The following is an 18,132-nucleotide window of genomic DNA, read 5'->3' on the forward strand; positions in this document are numbered from 1 at the left end:
TACACCCAGTACCGAGAAGACCCTCCGCCTTGCGAGCGCACGCACCAGACGCCGCAGGGCCCGCCCTCCGGGCAGACGACGGGAGTTCGACGACAGGACCTAGGCCGGGCCGCACGGTGCTTACAGGTGCGGCAGGATCGCCGGCACGACGTCCTGGAAGGTACGGCCGTTGGAGGGCTCGCCGATGGCCGTCATCTGCCAGCCGGATCCCACACGGTGCACCTTGGACATGATCTGCGCCGTGTAGTCGCCGCCGCCGGTGAGGGTGTAGCGGGCCAGCTCCTGGCCGTTGGTCTCGTCGACCAGCCGGCAGAAGGCGTCCTCCACCTCGGTGAACGTCTGCCCGGTGAAGGAGTTGACGGTGAACACGATCTGGTCGATGTGCACCGGAACCCGCGCCAGGTCGACCAGGATCGCCTCGTCGTCGCCGCCCTGTCCCGCGCCGCCGACGAGGTTGTCGCCGGTGTGGCGCACCGAGCCGTCGTCGCTGACGAGGTGCCGGAAGAAGACCACGTCGATGGGGTTCTTGTCGGCGAACAACACCGCGGACGCGTCCAGATCGATCTCGCGGGTGCGGCGCCCGAAGAGCCCACGGCGCGGCGCCGACCGCCAGCCCAGCCCCATCCGCACCGCGGTCAGGGTGCCCCCGTCCGCCTTCGCCAGACTGATGCCCTGTCCCTTGGACAAATTGACCGACACGTGCCGTCCCCTCTCTGTACTGTCCCGCTGTCCCCGTCGCCTCTCCGGCGGCCCTGCCGACCCTACGCAGGAGCCCGGTCCTGGGCCGCACCCACCCCGCGTTCTGTGGCGTTTCTGCGACATGCGCGCGGACGCGGGTGCGGCGTCCACGGGACCGTGGCGCGGGCGCTCAGCGCCGGGGCGGACCCGCCGCCCCGGTGAGCACCCGCGCCGCAGTCACTTGACCCCCGCCTCCCTCATCTGCCGCAGCTCCTTCTTCAGTTCCCCGACTTCGTCGCGCAGCCGTGCCGCCACCTCGAACTGCAACTCGGCCGCCGCCGCCCGCATCCGCTCCGTCATCTCCTCGATCAACTCGGCGAGTTCGGCCGCCGGCCGGTCCGTCAGCGGCGCGCCGGCCTTGCCGCCCTTGGCCGCCTGCCCCTTCGCCGCCTTGCCCCCGAGCGCCGGGACGGGTGCCTTGGTCTCCGCGCCTTCGCCGCCCTTGCGATATCCGGTCCCCAGCAGCTCCTGGGTGTCGATCTCCTCGCGCGCGATGGTCGCCACGATGTCGCCGATCTTCTTCCGGAGCGGCTGCGGATCGATGCCGTTCGCCTTGTTGTACGCGAGCTGCTTCTCCCGGCGGCGGTTGGTCTCGTCGATCGCCCGTTCCATCGCCGGGGTGATCTTGTCGGCGTACATGTGCACCTGACCGGAGACGTTGCGCGCCGCACGGCCGATGGTCTGGATGAGGGCCGACCCGGACCGCAGGAAGCCCTCCTTGTCGGCGTCCAGGATGGCGACGAGGGAGACCTCGGGGAGGTCGAGGCCCTCACGCAGCAGGTTGATGCCCACCAGGACGTCGTACTCGCCCGCCCGCAGCTCCCGCAGCAGCTCGACCCGTCGCAGGGTGTCGACGTCGCTGTGCAGGTACCGGACCTGGATCCCCAGCTCCAGGAAGTAGTCCGTCAGGTCCTCGGCCATCTTCTTGGTGAGGGTGGTGACCAGGACACGTTCGTTCTTGTCCGTCCGGGTGCGGATCTCGTGCACCAGGTCGTCGATCTGTCCGTCGGTGGGCTTGACCACCACCTCCGGGTCCACCAGACCGGTCGGGCGGATGATCTGCTCCACGAAGCCGTCGCCCCGCGACAGCTCGTACTTTCCGGGTGTCGCGGAGAGGTAGACCGTCTGACCGATGCGTTCCAGGAACTCCTCCCACTTCAGCGGCCGGTTGTCCATGGCGGACGGCAGCCGGAAGCCGTGCTCGACCAGGGTCCGCTTCCGGGAGGCGTCGCCCTCGTACATGGCACCGATCTGCGGGACGGTGACATGCGATTCGTCGATGACCAGGAGGAAGTCGTCCGGGAAGTAGTCGATGAGGGTGTTCGGCGCCGAACCGGGCTCGCGGCCGTCCATGTGCATCGAGTAGTTCTCGATGCCCGAACAGGAACCGATCTGGCGCATCATCTCGATGTCGTACGTCGTGCGCATGCGCAGCCGCTGGGCTTCCAGGTGCTTGCCCTGCTTCTCCATCGTGGCCAGGCTGTCCGCCAGCTCTGCCTCGATGCCCGCGATGGCCCGCTCCATGCGTTCGGGGCCCGCGATGTAGTGGCTGGCGGGGAAGACGTACAGCTCCCGGTCCTCGCTGATCACCTCGCCGGTCAGCGGGTGGAGCGTGGAGAGCGCCTCGACCTCGTCGCCGAACATCTCGATCCGGACGGCCAGCTCCTCGTAGACCGGGAAGATCTCGATGGTGTCGCCGCGCACCCGGAACGTGCCACGGGTGAAGGCCACGTCGTTACGCGTGTACTGGATGTCGACGAACCGGCGCAGCAACTGGTCGCGGTCGATCTCGTCGCCGACCTTGAGCTGCACCATGCGGTCGACGTACTCCTGCGGCGTGCCCAGGCCGTAGATGCACGACACCGACGCGACGACCACGACGTCCCGCCGGGTGAGCAGTGAATTCGTCGCGGAGTGCCGCAGCCGCTCGACCTCCTCGTTGATGGAGGAGTCCTTCTCGATGTACGTATCGGACTGCGGGACGTACGCCTCGGGCTGGTAGTAGTCGTAGTAGGAGACGAAGTACTCGACAGCGTTGTTGGGCAGCAGCTCGCGGAATTCGTTGGCGAGCTGGGCCGCGAGCGTCTTGTTGGGCGCCATGACGAGCGTCGGCCGCTGCAGCTTCTCGATCATCCACGCGGTGGTCGCGGACTTGCCGGTGCCGGTCGCGCCCAGCAGGACGACATCCTTCTCACCACCGCGGACGCGCTGCTCCAGCTCGGCGATGGCCGCCGGCTGGTCGCCGTTGGGCTGGTAGGGGCTGACGACCTCGAAAGGCGCCACCGTGCGTTCGATCTTCGATACGGGCCGCATGGAAACCACCGTACGACCCGGCACTGACATCCGGCCGGGAAAACCCTCCGACCAGCGGATTCTCCGAGCCGGGCCGGACTCTGCGAGGGAGCCGGCCGGGCCGGCGCGGGGTCCGGATCACAGTGGGCCGCGTCCCGCCCCTCGCCGCGGTCCCAGGCCCTGCCCTGCGCCCGCCCACCCCTGCCTTCCCCTTCGTCACAGGACCGGCCTCCCGCCACCGACCGCGCCGCTTCCCGTTCGCCGTCCGTTCACTGCGTCCGCCGTCGTCCGTGCGCGGCGACCGGCCGGCCCGGCGTCCGCCCGCTTCCGGTCACCGTCCGGCTCACCGCGCCTTGGCCGGAATCGCTCGCTCCGGAATGCCCGTACGGCCAAAACCGGTCAGAAGCCCGAGGGGTGACGATCCGTCGGCCGAGATGCGGGTTCGCCGCGGCTCCGGCAAGTTGGACCGCGCCGGAACGTTCGTCTATTGCGCGGCGATTCCGGGCATCCCGTCACCACGGCGCTCAAACACGGAACACCGGCCACTTCTCGTTCAAATTCTGTCCATCCCTCGCCTGCTTCCCGGTACCGCCTGACTGCGAACCTCTGCCCATCCGACCGGTTCAGGCCACATCACGTCAGCTCTCGTCCACGACGTCCTGAGGAGTCCGTATGCGTCTTCGCCCCGTTGCCACCGTCCTCACCGGTGCGCTCATGGGTCTGTCAGCGTTCGTCCTCTCTCCAGCCACCGCACAGGCCACGACCGGTCACCACAGGACGGTGACGGTCGCGCACCGCGGCGCCCCCACCTACGCGCCCGAGAACACCATCGCCTCGATCGACCGGGCACACCGACTGGGATCCGACTGGGTCGAGAACGACGTCCAGCGCACCAAGGACGGCGAGCTGATCGTCATGCACGACACGACGCTCGACCGGACGACCAATGCCGAGCAGGTGTTCCCCGACCGCGCCCCGTGGAAGGTCGCGGACTTCACGCTCAACGAGATCGAGAAGCTGGACGCCGGCAGTTGGTTCGGGCCGGAGTTCACCGGTGAGCGCGTGCCCACCCTCCAGACGTACCTGGACGCCGTCACGCACAACGGCCAGAAGCTCCTCCTGGAGCTGAAGTCTCCCGAGCTGTACCCGGGGATCGAACTGCAGACCCTCCTGGAGCTGCGCCATGAAGGATGGCTCGACCGGAACCACGTCAAGCACCGGCTGATCGTCCAGAGCTTCAACGGCGACGCGATCAAGAACGTCCACGCCCTGCGGCCGGACGTCAAGACGGGCTTCCTCGGCAATCCCACGACCGCCCAGCTGCCCGACTACGCGGAGTTCTGCGACCAGATCAACCCCACGTACAAGGCGGCGACCCCGGCGTACATCGACGCCGTGCACGCCCTGAAGGGCCCGCACGGCCGTCCGCTGGAGGTCTACACCTGGACCGTCGACGACGCGGCGACCGCCGTCGAGCTCGCCCGATCCGGCGCGGACGGCATCATCTCCAACAGGGCCGACCTGGTCCGCGGCGCTCTGGAGAACAAGGGCAGCTGAACGTGGAGCGCGGTGGCCGGCGGGCCGGGACCGTCCTGTCCGGTCCGTTCGCCACCGCGTTGTCAGTGGCGCGTCCTAGGCTGAACCCGTGACGAACGCAGAGCAGGACGTGCAGGACGTACCGCGGCGCGAGTGGGCCTGGGGGCGGCTGGACACACCGGTCGGTCCTTTGCTGCTCGCCGCCACGGACGAGGGGCTGGCCGAGGTCCTCTTCCATGCCGACGAACGGGCCTCCCGGCGCGCGACGGCCCGCCTGGAGGGGATATTCGGTTCGGCCCCGCTCCCGGACACGCCGCACCTGGCCACGGCCATGGCGGAGCTGACCGCCTACTTCGCCGGCGAACTCCGGGCCTTCACGGTGCCGCTGGACTGGTCGCTCTCCTCTGGGTTCCACGCCCGTGTCCTGCACGCGCTGGCCGTCGGCGTGCCCTACGGCAGCGTCGTCGGCTATCAGGACCTCGCCGACCGCGTCGGGGAACCGGGGGCGGCCCGCGCGGTGGGCGCGGCGATGGGATCCAATCCGCTGCCTGTCGTCGTCCCGTGCCACCGGGTGGTGGCCAGCGACGGAGGCATCGGCGGCTTCAGCGGCGGCCTGGAGACCAAGCGCCTGCTGCTGGCGCTTGAGGGAGTGCTTCCCGCTCCCCTGTTCTGATCCCCTCCCGGCCGCCTGCGGCGCACGAAAGGCCCCGTCATGTCCCGCCAGATCGCACTGCTCCGCGGCATCAACGTCGGGGGCCACCGTCCCTTCTCCAAGGCCGCACAGCAGGCGCTGGCGGAATCCCTGGGCTTCCGGGAGGTGTCCGTTCTCCTGCAGACGGGCAACATCGTCTTCGCCGACCCCGGCACTCCTCCCGGGGAGACCGCACGGATCATCCAGGACCGGATCTCCGCCGATCTGGGCTTTTCGGTACCCGTCACCGTCCGGACCCGGGACGAGCTGGCCGCCATCGTGGCGGCCAATCCCTTTCCGCAGGCCGTGGCGGTACCCAAGAGCCTGCATGTCACGTTCCTCTCGGACGTGCCGGCCGACGCGTCCCGGCTGGAGGCCCTCGACCTGGGCTCCTACGCCCCCGACCGGTTCCGCCTGATCGGCCGCGAGCTGTACCTCTGGTGCCCCGACGGCATCGGCCGCTCCAGACTCGCCGACGCGGTGAGCCGGGCCCCTCTCGGCGTCACGGCCACCGCCCGCAACTGGAACACGGTCAACAAGATCCTGGCCCTGGCCGACGCCTGACCACGTACGGCGCTCACGGGGCCGGAACCCTCGCCCCGGGCGCGGCTCAGCGCCAGCCGTACCGTTCCCGCAGCCCCTGCGCCACCAGGCCGAAACGGTCCCGGTCCAGCGCGCAGGCTTCCCGGCGCATGCCCTCGGGGCGCACCCGCAGCACCCGGTCGAGAGCGACCCACGAGTCCCGGCCCGCCCGGTCCCACGGCCCGGTCCCGAGAGCGATCCACTCCCTGTCCTGGTCGTGCCGCTTGCTGGACAGCTGCACGGCCAGCAGCGTTCCCGCCGCTTCCCGGGCGACGACCAGCACCGGACGGTCCTTGCCCCGGCCGTCGTTCTCCTCGTAGGGCACCCAGGTCCACACGATCTCGCCGGGATCCGGGTCGCCGTCCGGATCCGGCGCGTAGGACGTCCGAACGGCACCAACGGTGTCCGGCAGGGCCTCCGTTGTCGCACCGGCCCCTCGGCTGCCCGACAGCGGCGCCTCTTCGCCGGATGCGGAAAAAGAAGTCGTCATGGGCTCACGCTAACGGGCCGTGCGCGGGCCGCCGCCACGGGCACCGGATGTCCTGCCGACGCGGGGAGCGAGCCGCGCCACGAGCCGCGCGGATCGCCGTGTCCGCCTGCGTCCGCGGTCCTGTGACCGCAGGTCAGCGGCCGTTGTCAGTGGTGGGTCGTACGGTTTTCAGCAGCGGGGGAAGGTCGCAGGGACCGCCCGGGGAGGGGATCACCATGTCCGAGACCACGACGTATCTGGAACTGTCCCAAGAGGGCGGCGGCGCGCACAAGTTCTACGAGGTGTCGGTGCGCGGCACCGCCGTTTCGGTGCGCTACGGCAGGATCGGCGCGGCCGGCCAGCAGCAGAACTCGACGTTCCCGACCGTGGAGAAGGCGCAGGCTGCGGCTGCCAAGAAGATCGGCGAGAAGGTCCGCAAGGGCTATGCGCCGGCCGTCCCCGGCGGGCGTGCGGCCCGCCCGGTGACCCGTCGTCAGGTCACCTCCGCCCCGTCGACGGCGCGCGCGGTGGCGCCGGTGCTGTGGCGGTTCCGCACGGGCGCCGCGGCCTTCGGGATCCACATCGCGGAGGACCGCTGCTGGGTCGGCAACCAGAACGGCGACGTCCACACCCTGGGACACGACGGCGAGGTGCTGGCGCGCTATCAACTCCCGGCCGGCGTCAAGTGCCTGGTCGCCGACGACTTCTGGATCTACGCGGGATGCGACGACGGCTCGGTGTACGACCTCTCGTCGAAGCTGCCGTTCGCCGCCTACGACATCGCCCCGGATGTCGACATCTTCTGGCTGGACATCCGCGAGGGCATCCTCAACGTCGCCGACCGCGACGGCGGGCTGACGGTCATCGACCACGAGGACGAGTATCAGTGGTCCCGGCGCAGTGCGGGCAGCAACGCCTGGATGGTGCGGCGTGACGAGCACGCGGTCTACCACGGTCACGGACGCGGGGTGACGGCATACGCCTCCGACGGCAGCCGGGAGTTGTGGCACACGCCGACCCAGGGGGCGGTGCTGTTCGGCTGGCAGGAGGATCACTCGGTGTACGCCGGTACCGACCGCCGGGTGGTGCAGCGGCTGGCCAAGGGCAACGGCGCGCTGGAAGCCACCTACCAGTGCGACACCGTCGTCTACTCCTGCGCCACCGCACCCGGCGGGCGCTACGTCTTCGCCGGCGACTCGGCCTCCTCGGTGTACTGCTTCGACGCCGACGGCACCCGGCTGTGGAAGCTGGGCACCGGAGGCGGCTCCGCCCTGTCCATGCAGTACCTCGACGAGAAGCTCTACATGGTGACCACCGACGGGTCGCTGGTGTGCGTGGACGCGAGCGACGCGGCCATTGCCGCGGCCCGTTCGGGTACGGTTCCGGTGGCCCGGGACGTCAAGTCGGCGGCTGCGCTGCCCACTTACACCCCGTCGGCCGCCGTGCAGACGGTGACCCCGTCGGCCGCCTCGGGCATCGTCGTGGAGTGCGTCCAGGCGAACGGCCGACTGCGGGTGCACGTCGTCTCCGAGGGGTACGAGCCCTCGTGGAACGTCCAGTTCCCGCGGCACATACGCCGCCCGGGGGTGCGCTACGTGGTCGATGACCTCGCGGCGGCCTCCGGTGGGTTCTATCGCGTCCGGGGCGAGATCCGGCAGCTCGTCTGAGTCCGCCGTCCCCCACGGAACGCCTGCTTCCCGTCCGCCGGTGCGTTCGCGCTCAGGCCGTCCCGTTCCAGGCGGGGCGGCGTGGATCGTCCGCCCGTACGACGACGTCCGCGGCCTCATCGGGACGGGTTTCGCTCTCGTAGCGCGCGAAGGCAGGCAGCGTCCAGCGCTCGCGCTCCGGGGTGCGGCGGGCGAGGGCGGCTCCGGAGAGTTTCAGGTGCACTGCGAGATCGAAGGGAAACCAGTGACCGAGCAGCAGAGGACCGTGCAGCACCAGCACTCCGCCCGGCGGCAGCTCCACGTACCCGCTGCGGGTGGCCCGGTCGGTCTGCGGATCCCAGAGGTCCGGCAGGACGCGTCCGGTGCCGCCCGGGTCCAGCGGCTGGAACACCTCCCGCCACAGTGCCTGCCGGTCGAACCACTCGTCGTGGTAGGCGTCCGGATCCTCCCGCCCGTATTCCAGGCGCAGGGAGGCGGGGCGCAGGAAGCCGTATGCGCCGGCCCGGTGCACGGCACGGCCACGCAGCCGCAGGGCCTCGGTCAGCCGGCCCGCCAGGTCCTGCGGGGCCGCGGCGGGAGCGCCGTCGACGGCGACCCGGAGCCAGGGGCTGCCGTCCTGCGCCGTTGTGGCGATGATGCGTTCGGCGAGCGCATCGGTCAGCCGTTCCCAGGTGATCGCTTGGAGCCGCACCCCGCCATTGTGCACGGCTGCGGGGCGCGCGGCGCCGGGCGTCAGCGGGACCGGGATCCGTCGTCGCGGAAACCGGAGATCACCCCGGCCTGGATGACCGTCCCGTGCAGCTCACCACCGCTGATGGTGTTGTGCACCTCCCGCACGGTCACCCCGCCCCGCTCCGGCTCCAGTTCGTCCAGCAAGGAGCGCAGTTCCGCGGCGGCCTCCGGGTCGTCGCGCAGCAGACGGCGCAGTCGTACCCGCCAGGCGGCGGTCACGTCCTCCACCTCGCCCGCCTCTCCGGCCTCTTGCGCGGCGGTGACCTCGGCCCGCGACGCCTCCAGCTCGCCTTCGATGACCTCTTCGTCGGCCGTGCCCCGCCGCCGGGCGAGGAAGGCGACCACCCGCCGCCGGGCCTGTGCCCAGCCATCCGTCGCCATCTGCTGCACCAGCGTCGTCGCGCCCGCCGCCGCGAGCGCCGTCAACTCCGCGTCCATCACTGCCCCTTGTCCCCGTGTCCCCGCCCGTGCGGCGGTCCGTCGACCGTACGCCGCCGAACCGTGCTGTGTCCCGCCCCCGGGCCGGTACCGCGTCGCTGTCGCGGCCCGGGGGCGGGCTGGTGCGTGCGCGTGCGTCTCAGGCCCGGTCGGCCGTCGGCCCCGCGGCTCCGTGGCGGCTGAGTTCGGCCGCCGCCTCCTTCGTCGCCTCGATCACCTGCTCCGGCACCACCGGCATCTCGGACTTGCGCTTGAGCAGCAGCACGGCTCCCATGATCGCGCCGTCCCACATGATCGGCGCCGCGCAGGAGTTCCAGCCGGTCATGCACTCCTCGTAGCCGAGCGCGCAGCCGAGGTCGCGGACCTCGGCCAGGGAGGCCAGCAGGTCGTCGTTGTCGCTGAAGACCCCGGGCCCTGCCTGGTCGGGTACGGGTTCGGCCAGTACCCGCTGCTGGAGCACGCCGGGCAGGTAGGCGAGGATCGCCCGTCCGGAGGCGCCGGTGCGCAGCGAGCGCGTCACGGACAGCACGTCGCGGGGCGTCATGCTCAGTTCGGCGAGGTCGGAGTCGCCGACCTCCATGTCGACGCACTGCCGTTGGGCCCCGGAGAACGGCGCCACCATGTAGAGGAACGCCAGCCCGCCATCGGTGGCCTCTCTCAGTCCGCGGAGTACCGTCTGCGAGACCGCCCCGTCGAGACGGTGGTCGAGTGCGGTGAAGGCCAGTCGGGCCGCGGAGGCGCGCAGCCGGTAGAGCCCCCGGTCCACCCGCTCGAAGCTCCGCTGGTAGATGCCGGACTGCAGGATGCGGTAGACGACGGAGTCGTCCAGACCGGTGAACTCGGCGATCTCACCGGGCCCGTGGGCGGATCCGCCGAGTTCGGCGAAGGCCGTCTGGACGAGGAAGACCCGCTCGGCATGGCTGGATCCCGACGTACGGGGCCTTGCGCCGGCGGCTCCGGGCGCCCGGCGCGTGGCCTTCGCCCGCCCATGGGTACCCGCCGTCACGCGCGGGACTGCGGAGGTGGTGGCCGTCACGGCGGCTTCCGACGCTGTCGTGCTGTTGCCCATCGTGTGCTCTCTCCCCTGGCAGTGATCAACGCCCGAAGGCGCACGGCAATTCCGGTGCCGGTCGGCACGTCCCCCGCCCGCGGGCCCTGCGCCGACTCTCCGCGGTGGCCTCCCGGGCCGTCCGCGGGAGCCGCTGCGCCGGCCCTGACCGGTGGATCAGCGGGCGACGTCGATCATGAGTTTCCCGGTCGGGGTGCGGGCCGCCAGGTCGTGATGGGCCTGCGCCGCCTGGTCGAGCGCGTACGCGGCGCCGGTCAGCGGGGTGAGCGAGCCGGCCGCGACCGCGTCGAACAGCGCCCGCATGGAGGTCGGCAGGGCCGTGCGGTCGGTGTAGAGCTGCGGCAGCCAGAATCCCGAGACGGTGAGGGAGCGCTCCATCAGGTAGCGGGTGGGCACGTTCGCCATCTCGCCGCTCGCGTAGCCGTACACCGCGAGCCTGCCGCGCGGCGCGACGGCGGCGAGCGTCTGCGCGAAGGTGGTGCCACCGGTCATCTCCAGCGCCGTCTGGACCGGTCCGCCCGCCGCTTCCAGGATGCGCTCGGTCAGATCGTCGCCTGTCGAGTCGACCACCGCGTGGGCGCCCAACTCCCGGGCCAGCTCGCGCTTCTCCTCCGATCCTGCCAGCCCGATGACCTTGGCACCGGCCTGGGCGGCGAGCTGGACCGCCAGCGACCCCAGCCCGCCCGCGGCGGCCGGGACGACGACGGTCTCCCCTGCGGTGATCCGCAGCACGGTGAACAGGAGATGCCAGGCGCTGTTCCCCTGGAGGACCAGCGCGACGGCCTGGGCGTCGCTGATGCCGTCGGGGATGTCCCAGGTGACGCGGCGGTGCACCAGGGTGCGCTCGGCATAGCCGCCGCCCCGGGTCAGCCCGACCACCCGACGGCCGCCGTCCACCGTCCCCACGACCTCGTTGCCGGGGATGTAGGGCAGGTCCACGGGCGCCAGGTAGGTGTTTCCCCGTACGTGCACGTCCGCGTAGTTGATGCCGGCCAGGGTGACGTCGACCCTCGCGTGGCCGGTCCTGGGCCCGGGATCGGGAACATCCGCGAGCCGCAGCACGTCCGGGCCGCCGAACTCCCGCATCACAATCGCGCGCACGACTCTCCCTCTGGGTCTCCGGTGTGGTGCCCGCACAGGGTAGGCACGGGATCTGTGCCCCCGGAGATTCCCGGCCAATTCGCGCCAACCCCGGTCGGTTTCCAGCTCTGTTGTGTCGCGTCGGACGAACATCTCCGGCAAGCTTTCTCACGTCGCGAGAAACCGTGCACGCGTTTTCCACCCATTGCATCGTCTTGGATCAGGTCTACGCATGGGTATCCGCGGGGTGGCTCCCATCTGCCCCTAGGACATTTCCGGGTACCGCATGTGATCTCCGCGCTCTACGATCCGGAGTCGTGTCCACCGTCGACTGGATGTGACGGCCGTGCTCCCCGGGACCGCGCGCACTCCGTGAGGCGGAGGCGCCGGCCCACCGCCTGCGTGACGGGCGGCTGGCGGGGCGCGTGGCCGCTCGGGCGGCGGGGCGTGCACAGGCTGAGGGGGAGTCATGATGCGGAAATCCGGCGAGGGCGTACCGGCCTTCGCGCCGGCGTGCCAAGACCTTCAACTGGCGGAGCCGCTGATACCGGCGCAGCTGCGCTTACTGCGGACCGCCACCGCGATCCTCCCGGCGTGGTCGGCCTCCTTCACGGCCGCCACCGATGCCGTCATCGCCGCCGCGCGCCGACGGACCCGCCCGGTCGCGGTGCCACCCTTTCTGGAGGCGGCCCGCGCACGCCCGGGAACCGCGCGCCCACGCCGAGAAAGAGGCTGCCCATGAACACGTCGAGCGGTACGAGCAGCAGCGGGCTCCAGTTCACCCATCCGCATCTCGCCGTGGTATTGGGCGGTGGATTCACCGGCCTGCTCGCCGCCGCCGCGCTGTCCCACGACGCCGATGTGGTCATCGTGGAACGGGAGATGATGCCCCGCACCCGGGTGCCCCGCCGGGTCCTCCCGCACCCCCGGCGCGCGCATCTGCTGACGACGGCCGGAGCCGGTGTGGTCGAGAGCCTGCTGCCTGGCATCACCGAACGCTGGCTGGCCGCGGGCGCCCTCAGGCTGCCGCTCCCCCCGGAGTTCGCGCTCCCGCCCGTACCGGGCCGGGCCCGCCGCCGCGCCCCGTCCGGGCACCTCCTCTCCTGCTCCCGCGACCTGCTCGACCGGGTCATCCGGGAGCAGGTACTGGCACTCCCCGGCGTCACCGTCCTCGACGAGACCGAGGCCGAGGGCCTGACCGGCACTCCGGAGGACGTCACCGGTGTGCGGGTCCGGGACGCGCTCACCGGTGAGGCCCGGCGGCTGGACGCCGATCTGGTCGTCGACGCCACCGGCAGGGGCTCCAAGACACCCGAGCGGCTGGCCGCCCTGGGACTGCCGGATGTCCGCGAGGAGGTCGTGGACGCCGGTCTCACCACGGCGACCAGGATCTTCCGGGCCCCGGACGGCAGCGGCACCCCCGTGCTCGCCACCGGCTCGGATCCGGAAGGGCCCACCCCGGGGCAGTCCGCGACGCTGGTCCCCATCGAGGACGGGCACTGGCTGGTGACGCTGACGGGCATCCTCGGGGGACGCCCGTGCCGGCACGCCGACCGGTTCGTGCCGTTCGCCCGCGGCATGGGTGACGGCTCCATCGGCGAACTCATCGCCTACGCGGAGCCGTTGAGCGAAGTGCGGCTCTCCCACGAAACCGTCAACCGCCGACGCCACTACGAACAGCTGGAGTCCTGGCCCACCGGCTTCGTGGCGCTGGGCGATGCCGTGGCGGCCTTCAACCCCGCATACGGCCAGGGCCTGCCCACCGCCGCCCGCCAAGCCGTCGCGCTGCGCGAGGTGCTGCGGCGGCACGATCTGGACGATCCGGCACTGGCCCGCAGCCTGCAGCGCAGCATCGGCCGCCTCGTCCAGGCTCCATGGACGCTCGCCGCCGAGCAGGACATCCGCTATCCGGGCGCCACGGGCCCCCGCCCTTCGGCCGCCAGCCGGCTCACCCACGATTCCGTGCACCGCATGCTGCACAACGCCGGCCGCCCCACCGTCTTCCCCGACCACACCGAACCCGCCGACCCGGCCGCACCGCCGACACGCCCGCTGCGCCCCTCACCGGTCCACCGCCTGCTGCCGCTCATCTCGCCCCGACCACTGATCACACCGCCGCTGTCGACACCACTGCCGTCCACGGCATTGCCGGGCAGCCCGGGTGCACAGGGCGATCCGACTGGGCCGGCCTCCCCTGCAGCGCCTCTCCCCGAGTCGCCGCGAGAGTACGACGGTTCCGCCGAGGACGCAGCACCCCCGGGCCCGCCATCGGCGGCTCCGGCCCCCGATACCTGCCCGGATCCACAGCCCGATTCCCGGTCCGCCACCACACCGCCGCCCGGCCCCGACTCCGCTGCTCCGGCGGACCGATGGCCGTGCCAGGGCCGCCGCCCGTGGCCCACGCCCTGACCCCGGGCCGCGCGTCGGCTCCGTTCCCGTCGCTCCCTGCGGCCGGGCCTGCTGAGGACCTGGCCGCCAGGGTCTGCGGCACCTGAATTACGGTGGTGGGCCGACAGAGAAGGCTGATCACGGACAGGGGTTGCGCTCACCGGTGGGACACGCTAATCGCAGCCTGGCCGGAAGCCGGAAGCCGGAAGCCGGAAGCCGGAAGCCGGAAGCCGGAAGCCGCTGACGGCTGGGCGTGTGCCGCCGACCGGGACACCAGCCATGGCCTGATACCCGCACTGCGGGTGCCCGTCGGCCCGGACCCCGACCGCTGGCGTACGTTCCCCGGCGAGCGGACCGTAGTGATCGTCGCCCGGACCGTCACCTCGACCGTCCGGGTCCTCGATGTGCTCGGTCCCATATTCCGCGACGATCCGCGCGTGGACCTGGTCTTCGCGTTCGACCCCACCTCCGCCTTCAACGACGGAGTCCACGACCTCGCCCGCTCCGTCGGCGCACGGATCCTGCCCTGGCACCAGTTCCCCCACCTCGCCCCCGACTTGATCATCACGGCTTCCGAGAACGCCGACCTCGTCGTCGGTGGACACACCGCCCCCGTACTCGTCCTTCCGCACGGCGTCGGGTTCCACAAGGTCGTCCCGGACTCCCGGAGCGACCAGGACCGCCTCGCCGGAGTCGTACCGGACGCCCTGCTGCGCAGCGGCCGTGCCCGGATCGCCGTCTCACACCCCGATCAGGCCGCCCAGTTGGCCGCCGCCCACCCTGCGACCGCGGGCCGCACCCTCCTCATCGGCGACCCCTGCCACGACCTGCTGGTCAATGGGCAGGAGCTGCGCGACACCTACCGCGAAGCCCTCGGGGTCGGGGACGACCGCCGTCTGATCATGCTCAGCTCGACCTGGCGCGACCAATCCCTCCTCGGCCGTGAGCCCTCCCTCCCCGCGCGCCTGCTGGCGGAGCTCCCTCTGGACGAGTACGCCGTCGCGCTGGTCACCCACCCCAACATCGTGGCGGCACACGGCACTTACCAACTCCGCACCGTGCTGAGCTCCGCTCTGGGCGCAGGTCTGCTGCGCATCCCGCCGACGGACGGCTGGCAGGCGACCCTGCTCGCCAGCGATCTCCTGATCGGTGACCACGGCTCCGTGACCTTTTACGGCGCCGCGCTCGGCAAACCGCTGCTGCTCGGAGCCTTCGGTGGCGACGAGGCCGTGTCCGACACCCCCATGGCAGAACTGGGCCGTCTCGCACCCCGGCTCATCACCGATGTACCGCTGCGTCCGCAGATCGAGCAAGCACTCGCCGACGCCGCGCGGGGCAGCGAGGGCACCCGTCCGCTGGCGGCCCTCGGTGACCGAGCGCTCGTGGCTCCGGGGCGCGCACTGCAGCGCCTGCGCGCTGTGGTCTACGACCTCCTCCGCCTTGCTCTCTCCGAGCCCTCCTCCCCCCTCCCCCGCCCCGCCCCCGATGACCCGGTTCCGGCGGACCACCAGCCGGACATCACCGCGGTGTTCGTCACCACCCGGGTCGGCGATACGCCCGCCGGCCCGCAGGTGACCGTCCGGCGCACCCCCGCCTCCGTCGCCCACTTCACCGCCGCGGACGACGCCACCACGGACGGCATCACCACGGACATCGACTACGGCGGTGACCCCACCGGCACCGAGGGCACGTTCCGCCACCTGTCCTGCAGCGACCGGGAACGGGACCGCAGGCTGCCGGAGAGCGCCTCGGTTCTCATTCGCGAGACGCCCGCAGCGACCGTCACCGCGGCCGACCGCTGGGCCACGGCCACCCTGTCCCGCTACCCGGGCTGCCGCATCGCAGCAGCAGAGATCGAAAGCGGTGGCTGCCGTATCCGACTGCACGACGGCCGGGCCGTCGACGTCTCCGCCACCGGAAGCATGCGTGATGCCGCCGTACTGGCCGCAGCGGTCTACGCCCTGCTGCGTTCCGGACGCCCGCTGACGAACACCATCATCGGCATCAGGGCCGGCGCCCGCACTGAGGACGCCGACCTGAGCCTGGTCCACCGGACCGCTTGAAAGGACTGGCGCTCAGGAGGACCGGTGTCCAGGGCGGGCACCACGTCACGCCATGCGGGAACTCCCCCTACTCCGCCCACCGCAAGGCTCGCGGCCACACCATCACGGCCCCGCCTCGTCGGTGGGCTCCGGCGAAGCCGTAAGACGGCGCCGCAGTTCCTCCGCACGCGGACCGCCGCCGGCCTCGTATATTTCCAGCGCCCGGGTCAGATAGCGTCGCCAAGCCTCACGGTCACCCCGCTCAGCGGCGATCTCCGCGAGTGCCTCACAAGCGTGCGCCTCGTAGTGCACGGCCCCACGCTCCCGCAGCATCTCGACGGCCTCCTCCAAAGCCCTGAACGCCTCGTCGGTGTTTCCGAGCCTGCGTTGAGCGCCTCCTATCGCCGCCAGCGCGCGTGCTCCCATCCGCCGGTCATCGATCGCCAGGAACCGGCCGTAGGCGTCCTGGAGAGTACCCAGCGCCTCTTCCCGTTCTGCGGCCTCCTGCGCACAGCCCATGAAGTACAGCCCGATGGCGATGCCGCGTTCGTCCCCCGCCTCGCGGTAGAACGTCATCGCCTCCTCGTACGTGGCGATGGCGCGCGACGGTTCGCACCGGTCCCAGTAGCGGCCGTAGAACTCGCGGACGGAGGCCCGGAGCAGCGTATGGCCCGACTCATCGGCCCTGGCCAGAGCGGTCTCCAGCTCGGCGCGAGCCCGGTCCAGCTCATCGCGGTCCATCAGAGGGCGGGAAAGGAGCGCGCGCAGCCTGGCCTCGGCTGCCGGGTTGCCGTCCGCAGCGGCTTCCTCTGCGCCCAGCTCGCCGGACTCGGTCCAGTCGTTCAGATAGCGCCGGTTGAGGTAGAGGGCGGTCAGCGCCTCCGCCAGTTCCCATGCCTGCCGGTGCCAGCCGTGTGCGGCGGCGGCGCGCTGGGCCGACAGCAGCTCACCCCGCCAGCCGTCCAACCAGTCCAGAGCCTCGCCCCGGCTGCCGAATGAGAGGGCTTCGTCGGCTTCGCCCAGCCGTTCGACGTACCGGCCGATCCGCATGCGCCCCGCCATCACGGCATGATCGGCGTGCCCTGCCCGAGTGAGGAGATGCTCCACCACACGCCGCACCGCTGCGGCCCGCTCCGGCTCGCTCTCCGTGCGGAGCGCCTGTTCCCGGGCGTGCAGGCGGACCAGGTCGTGGAAGTCGTAGCGTCCGTCGGCCACCACCGTGACGAGGCTCGCCGTCTCCAGGCTGTCCAACTGCTCCTGTGCCTGTCCGACGGTCGTGCCCGCGGCAGCCGCTGCGGTCTCCGCATCCCAGCGGCGCCCAGGGTAGATCCCCAGCAGGCGGTACAGCCGCGCGTCCTCCTCGGGCAGCCCGTCGTAGGCCATGCCGAACACGGCTGCCACGGCCCGTTCCCGCCCGATGCGCAGTGCATCCAGCCGCCTGTGCTCGTCGGCGAGTTCGCCGGCCAGTGCCTCAACAGTCAGCCTCGGGTGCGTCACCAGACGGGCGGCGGCCACATGCAGGGCGACCGGCAGACCTCCACAGCACTCCACGATCCGTTCGGCGGCCTCCTCCGCCGCCGCTATCCGGGCTTCCCCGCAGAGGTCCTTGAGGAGTTGCAGTCCGTGCTCCGTACCGAGGGGTTCCAGCGGCATCAGCCGTGCTCCGTCCTGTATCAGCTCACCGAGCCGCCCCTGGCTCGTCGCGAGGACCACGCTGCCGGGCCCGCCCGGGATCAGCGCCCGTACCTGCGCCGGTTCGGTCACGTCGTCGAGCACCATCAGCACCCGTTCCCCTGCCGTGCGGCTGCGGAACATCGCGGACAACTCACCGAGCGATTTCGGCAGATACTGGTCCTCGACCCCCAGCGCGCGCAGGCACCGGCTCACGCCTGCCGAGACATCGCCGCCCACCTGGACCCGTAGCTCGGAGAAGTCGACGTAGAACTCGCCACCGGGAAAGCCGCCGTCCTTGCTGTGGGCCCATCTCCGTGCCGTGGCGGTCTTACCCACCCCGGCGAGACCGCTGAGCACGGCGACCCGTGGCGCCCCGCCGGCGTCCGCCACCCAGCTGTCGATGGCCTGGAGAACCGGCTCCCGGTCGACGAACTGCACCAGATCTGCGGGCACTTGGCGGGGCACCGGCACCTCTGGCCGTGGTACCTCGATCCGTACGCCGCCCTCGATCACACCGGCCTGCACCACAGGCCCGTGCACCTCCCCCGAAAGATCGTTCCGTACGCCCCCGTCGCCCACGCCTCGGCCCTCCATCGCTGCCTCGCCCCTCCCCATCGGCCCTCCCCGATTCCGTACTCCAAAACGCTACTTGACGGCAGTGACACCGCGGCAGGGCTGTGGATAACTCGCCGTAACCGCCGCGGGAGCAACGCAGCGCGCTGGGCCGCTTCCGC

14 protein-coding genes are annotated in these 18,132 nt (G+C 71.4%); 6 read left to right on the forward strand and 8 right to left on the reverse strand.

From position 1 onward, the window contains the following. Nucleotides 1–120: 120 nt before the first annotated feature. Nucleotides 121–699 (reverse strand): TerD family protein, encoded by a 579-nt coding sequence (locus tag ACIBK8_RS13125; protein ID WP_399041830.1) that lies wholly within the window; start codon nt 697–699, stop codon nt 121–123. Nucleotides 700–915: 216 nt separating this feature from the next. Further along, a complete protein-coding gene (uvrB, locus tag ACIBK8_RS13130) occupies nt 916–3,051 on the reverse strand; it encodes an excinuclease ABC subunit UvrB (protein ID WP_399041831.1) in 2,136 nt (711 codons plus the stop codon). Between the two features lie 651 nt (nt 3,052–3,702). Here uvrB and ACIBK8_RS13135 point away from each other — a divergent pair. The 3 genes from ACIBK8_RS13135 to ACIBK8_RS13145 all read left to right on the forward strand — a co-directional run bounded on the left by ACIBK8_RS13135 (nt 3,703) and on the right by ACIBK8_RS13145 (nt 5,821). Next, on the forward strand, nt 3,703–4,587 hold the full coding sequence (locus ACIBK8_RS13135) for a glycerophosphodiester phosphodiesterase (RefSeq protein ID WP_399041833.1): 885 nt from the start codon (nt 3,703–3,705) through the stop codon (nt 4,585–4,587). Between the two features lie 88 nt (nt 4,588–4,675). Then, the gene (locus tag ACIBK8_RS13140) at nt 4,676–5,239 is read left to right on the forward strand and encodes a methylated-DNA--[protein]-cysteine S-methyltransferase (RefSeq protein WP_399041834.1); all 564 of its coding nucleotides are present in this window, start codon (nt 4,676–4,678) and stop codon (nt 5,237–5,239) included. Between the two features lie 39 nt (nt 5,240–5,278). Continuing rightward, entirely contained in the window at nt 5,279–5,821 is a 543-nt protein-coding gene (locus tag ACIBK8_RS13145; protein ID WP_399041835.1) for a DUF1697 domain-containing protein, read from the forward strand. 46 nt (nt 5,822–5,867) lie between these two features. Here the strand turns inward: ACIBK8_RS13145 and ACIBK8_RS13150 are convergent, their stop codons facing one another. Continuing rightward, the gene (locus tag ACIBK8_RS13150; RefSeq protein WP_399041836.1) at nt 5,868–6,329 is read right to left on the reverse strand and encodes a type II toxin-antitoxin system PemK/MazF family toxin; all 462 of its coding nucleotides are present in this window, start codon (nt 6,327–6,329) and stop codon (nt 5,868–5,870) included. A gap of 215 nt (nt 6,330–6,544) precedes the next feature. Between ACIBK8_RS13150 and ACIBK8_RS13155 the strand changes: the two genes are divergently transcribed. Then, complete coding sequence (locus ACIBK8_RS13155; RefSeq protein ID WP_399041837.1) at nt 6,545–7,975, forward strand: WGR domain-containing protein; 1,431 nt, start codon at nt 6,545–6,547, stop codon at nt 7,973–7,975. Between the two features lie 52 nt (nt 7,976–8,027). On the opposite strand, the gene ACIBK8_RS13160 is transcribed toward ACIBK8_RS13155, so the two are convergent. The 4 genes from ACIBK8_RS13160 to ACIBK8_RS13175 all read right to left on the reverse strand — a co-directional run bounded on the left by ACIBK8_RS13160 (nt 8,028) and on the right by ACIBK8_RS13175 (nt 11,315). After that, the gene (locus ACIBK8_RS13160) at nt 8,028–8,666 is read right to left on the reverse strand and encodes a uridine kinase (RefSeq protein WP_399041838.1); all 639 of its coding nucleotides are present in this window, start codon (nt 8,664–8,666) and stop codon (nt 8,028–8,030) included. Between the two features lie 41 nt (nt 8,667–8,707). Next, on the reverse strand, nt 8,708–9,145 hold the full coding sequence (locus ACIBK8_RS13165; protein ID WP_399041839.1) for a hypothetical protein: 438 nt from the start codon (nt 9,143–9,145) through the stop codon (nt 8,708–8,710). A 139-nt stretch (nt 9,146–9,284) separates the two neighbouring features. After that, nucleotides 9,285–10,214, reverse strand: a complete 930-nt coding sequence (locus ACIBK8_RS13170; protein WP_399041840.1) for an IclR family transcriptional regulator C-terminal domain-containing protein — start codon at nt 10,212–10,214, stop codon at nt 9,285–9,287. Between the two features lie 156 nt (nt 10,215–10,370). Beyond that, the gene (locus tag ACIBK8_RS13175) at nt 10,371–11,315 is read right to left on the reverse strand and encodes a zinc-binding alcohol dehydrogenase family protein (RefSeq protein ID WP_399041841.1); all 945 of its coding nucleotides are present in this window, start codon (nt 11,313–11,315) and stop codon (nt 10,371–10,373) included. A 717-nt stretch (nt 11,316–12,032) separates the two neighbouring features. Here ACIBK8_RS13175 and ACIBK8_RS13180 point away from each other — a divergent pair. Next, the gene (locus ACIBK8_RS13180; protein WP_399041842.1) at nt 12,033–13,703 is read left to right on the forward strand and encodes an FAD-dependent monooxygenase; all 1,671 of its coding nucleotides are present in this window, start codon (nt 12,033–12,035) and stop codon (nt 13,701–13,703) included. 281 nt (nt 13,704–13,984) lie between these two features. Next, entirely contained in the window at nt 13,985–15,745 is a 1,761-nt protein-coding gene (locus ACIBK8_RS13185) for a CDP-glycerol glycerophosphotransferase family protein (protein ID WP_399041843.1), read from the forward strand. A 102-nt stretch (nt 15,746–15,847) separates the two neighbouring features. On the opposite strand, the gene ACIBK8_RS13190 is transcribed toward ACIBK8_RS13185, so the two are convergent. Then, nucleotides 15,848–17,977 carry an NB-ARC domain-containing protein gene (locus tag ACIBK8_RS13190; protein WP_399041844.1) on the reverse strand — a complete coding sequence of 710 codons (2,130 nt, stop codon included), beginning with the start codon at nt 17,975–17,977 and terminating at the stop codon, nt 15,848–15,850. Nucleotides 17,978–18,132 lie beyond the last annotated feature (155 nt).

Source organism: Streptomyces sp. NPDC050161, assembly GCF_044460025.1.
In the GTDB taxonomy this organism is placed as follows: Bacteria; Actinomycetota; Actinomycetes; order Streptomycetales; family Streptomycetaceae; genus Streptomyces.

What these genes read in the sequence shown, in the direction of transcription:
- uvrB (WP_399041831.1), bottom strand. Translation starts at nt 3,051, where the DNA reads ATGCGGCCCGTATCGAAGATCGAACGCACGGTGGCGCCTTTCGAGGTC.
- ACIBK8_RS13180 (WP_399041842.1), top strand. Translation starts at nt 12,033, where the DNA reads ATGAACACGTCGAGCGGTACGAGCAGCAGCGGGCTCCAGTTCACCCAT.
- ACIBK8_RS13135 (WP_399041833.1), top strand. Translation starts at nt 3,703, where the DNA reads ATGCGTCTTCGCCCCGTTGCCACCGTCCTCACCGGTGCGCTCATGGGT.
- ACIBK8_RS13155 (WP_399041837.1), top strand. Translation starts at nt 6,545, where the DNA reads ATGTCCGAGACCACGACGTATCTGGAACTGTCCCAAGAGGGCGGCGGC.
- ACIBK8_RS13170 (WP_399041840.1), bottom strand. Translation starts at nt 10,214, where the DNA reads ATGGGCAACAGCACGACAGCGTCGGAAGCCGCCGTGACGGCCACCACC.
- ACIBK8_RS13150 (WP_399041836.1), bottom strand. Translation starts at nt 6,329, where the DNA reads ATGACGACTTCTTTTTCCGCATCCGGCGAAGAGGCGCCGCTGTCGGGC.
- ACIBK8_RS13145 (WP_399041835.1), top strand. Translation starts at nt 5,279, where the DNA reads ATGTCCCGCCAGATCGCACTGCTCCGCGGCATCAACGTCGGGGGCCAC.
- ACIBK8_RS13165 (WP_399041839.1), bottom strand. Translation starts at nt 9,145, where the DNA reads ATGGACGCGGAGTTGACGGCGCTCGCGGCGGCGGGCGCGACGACGCTG.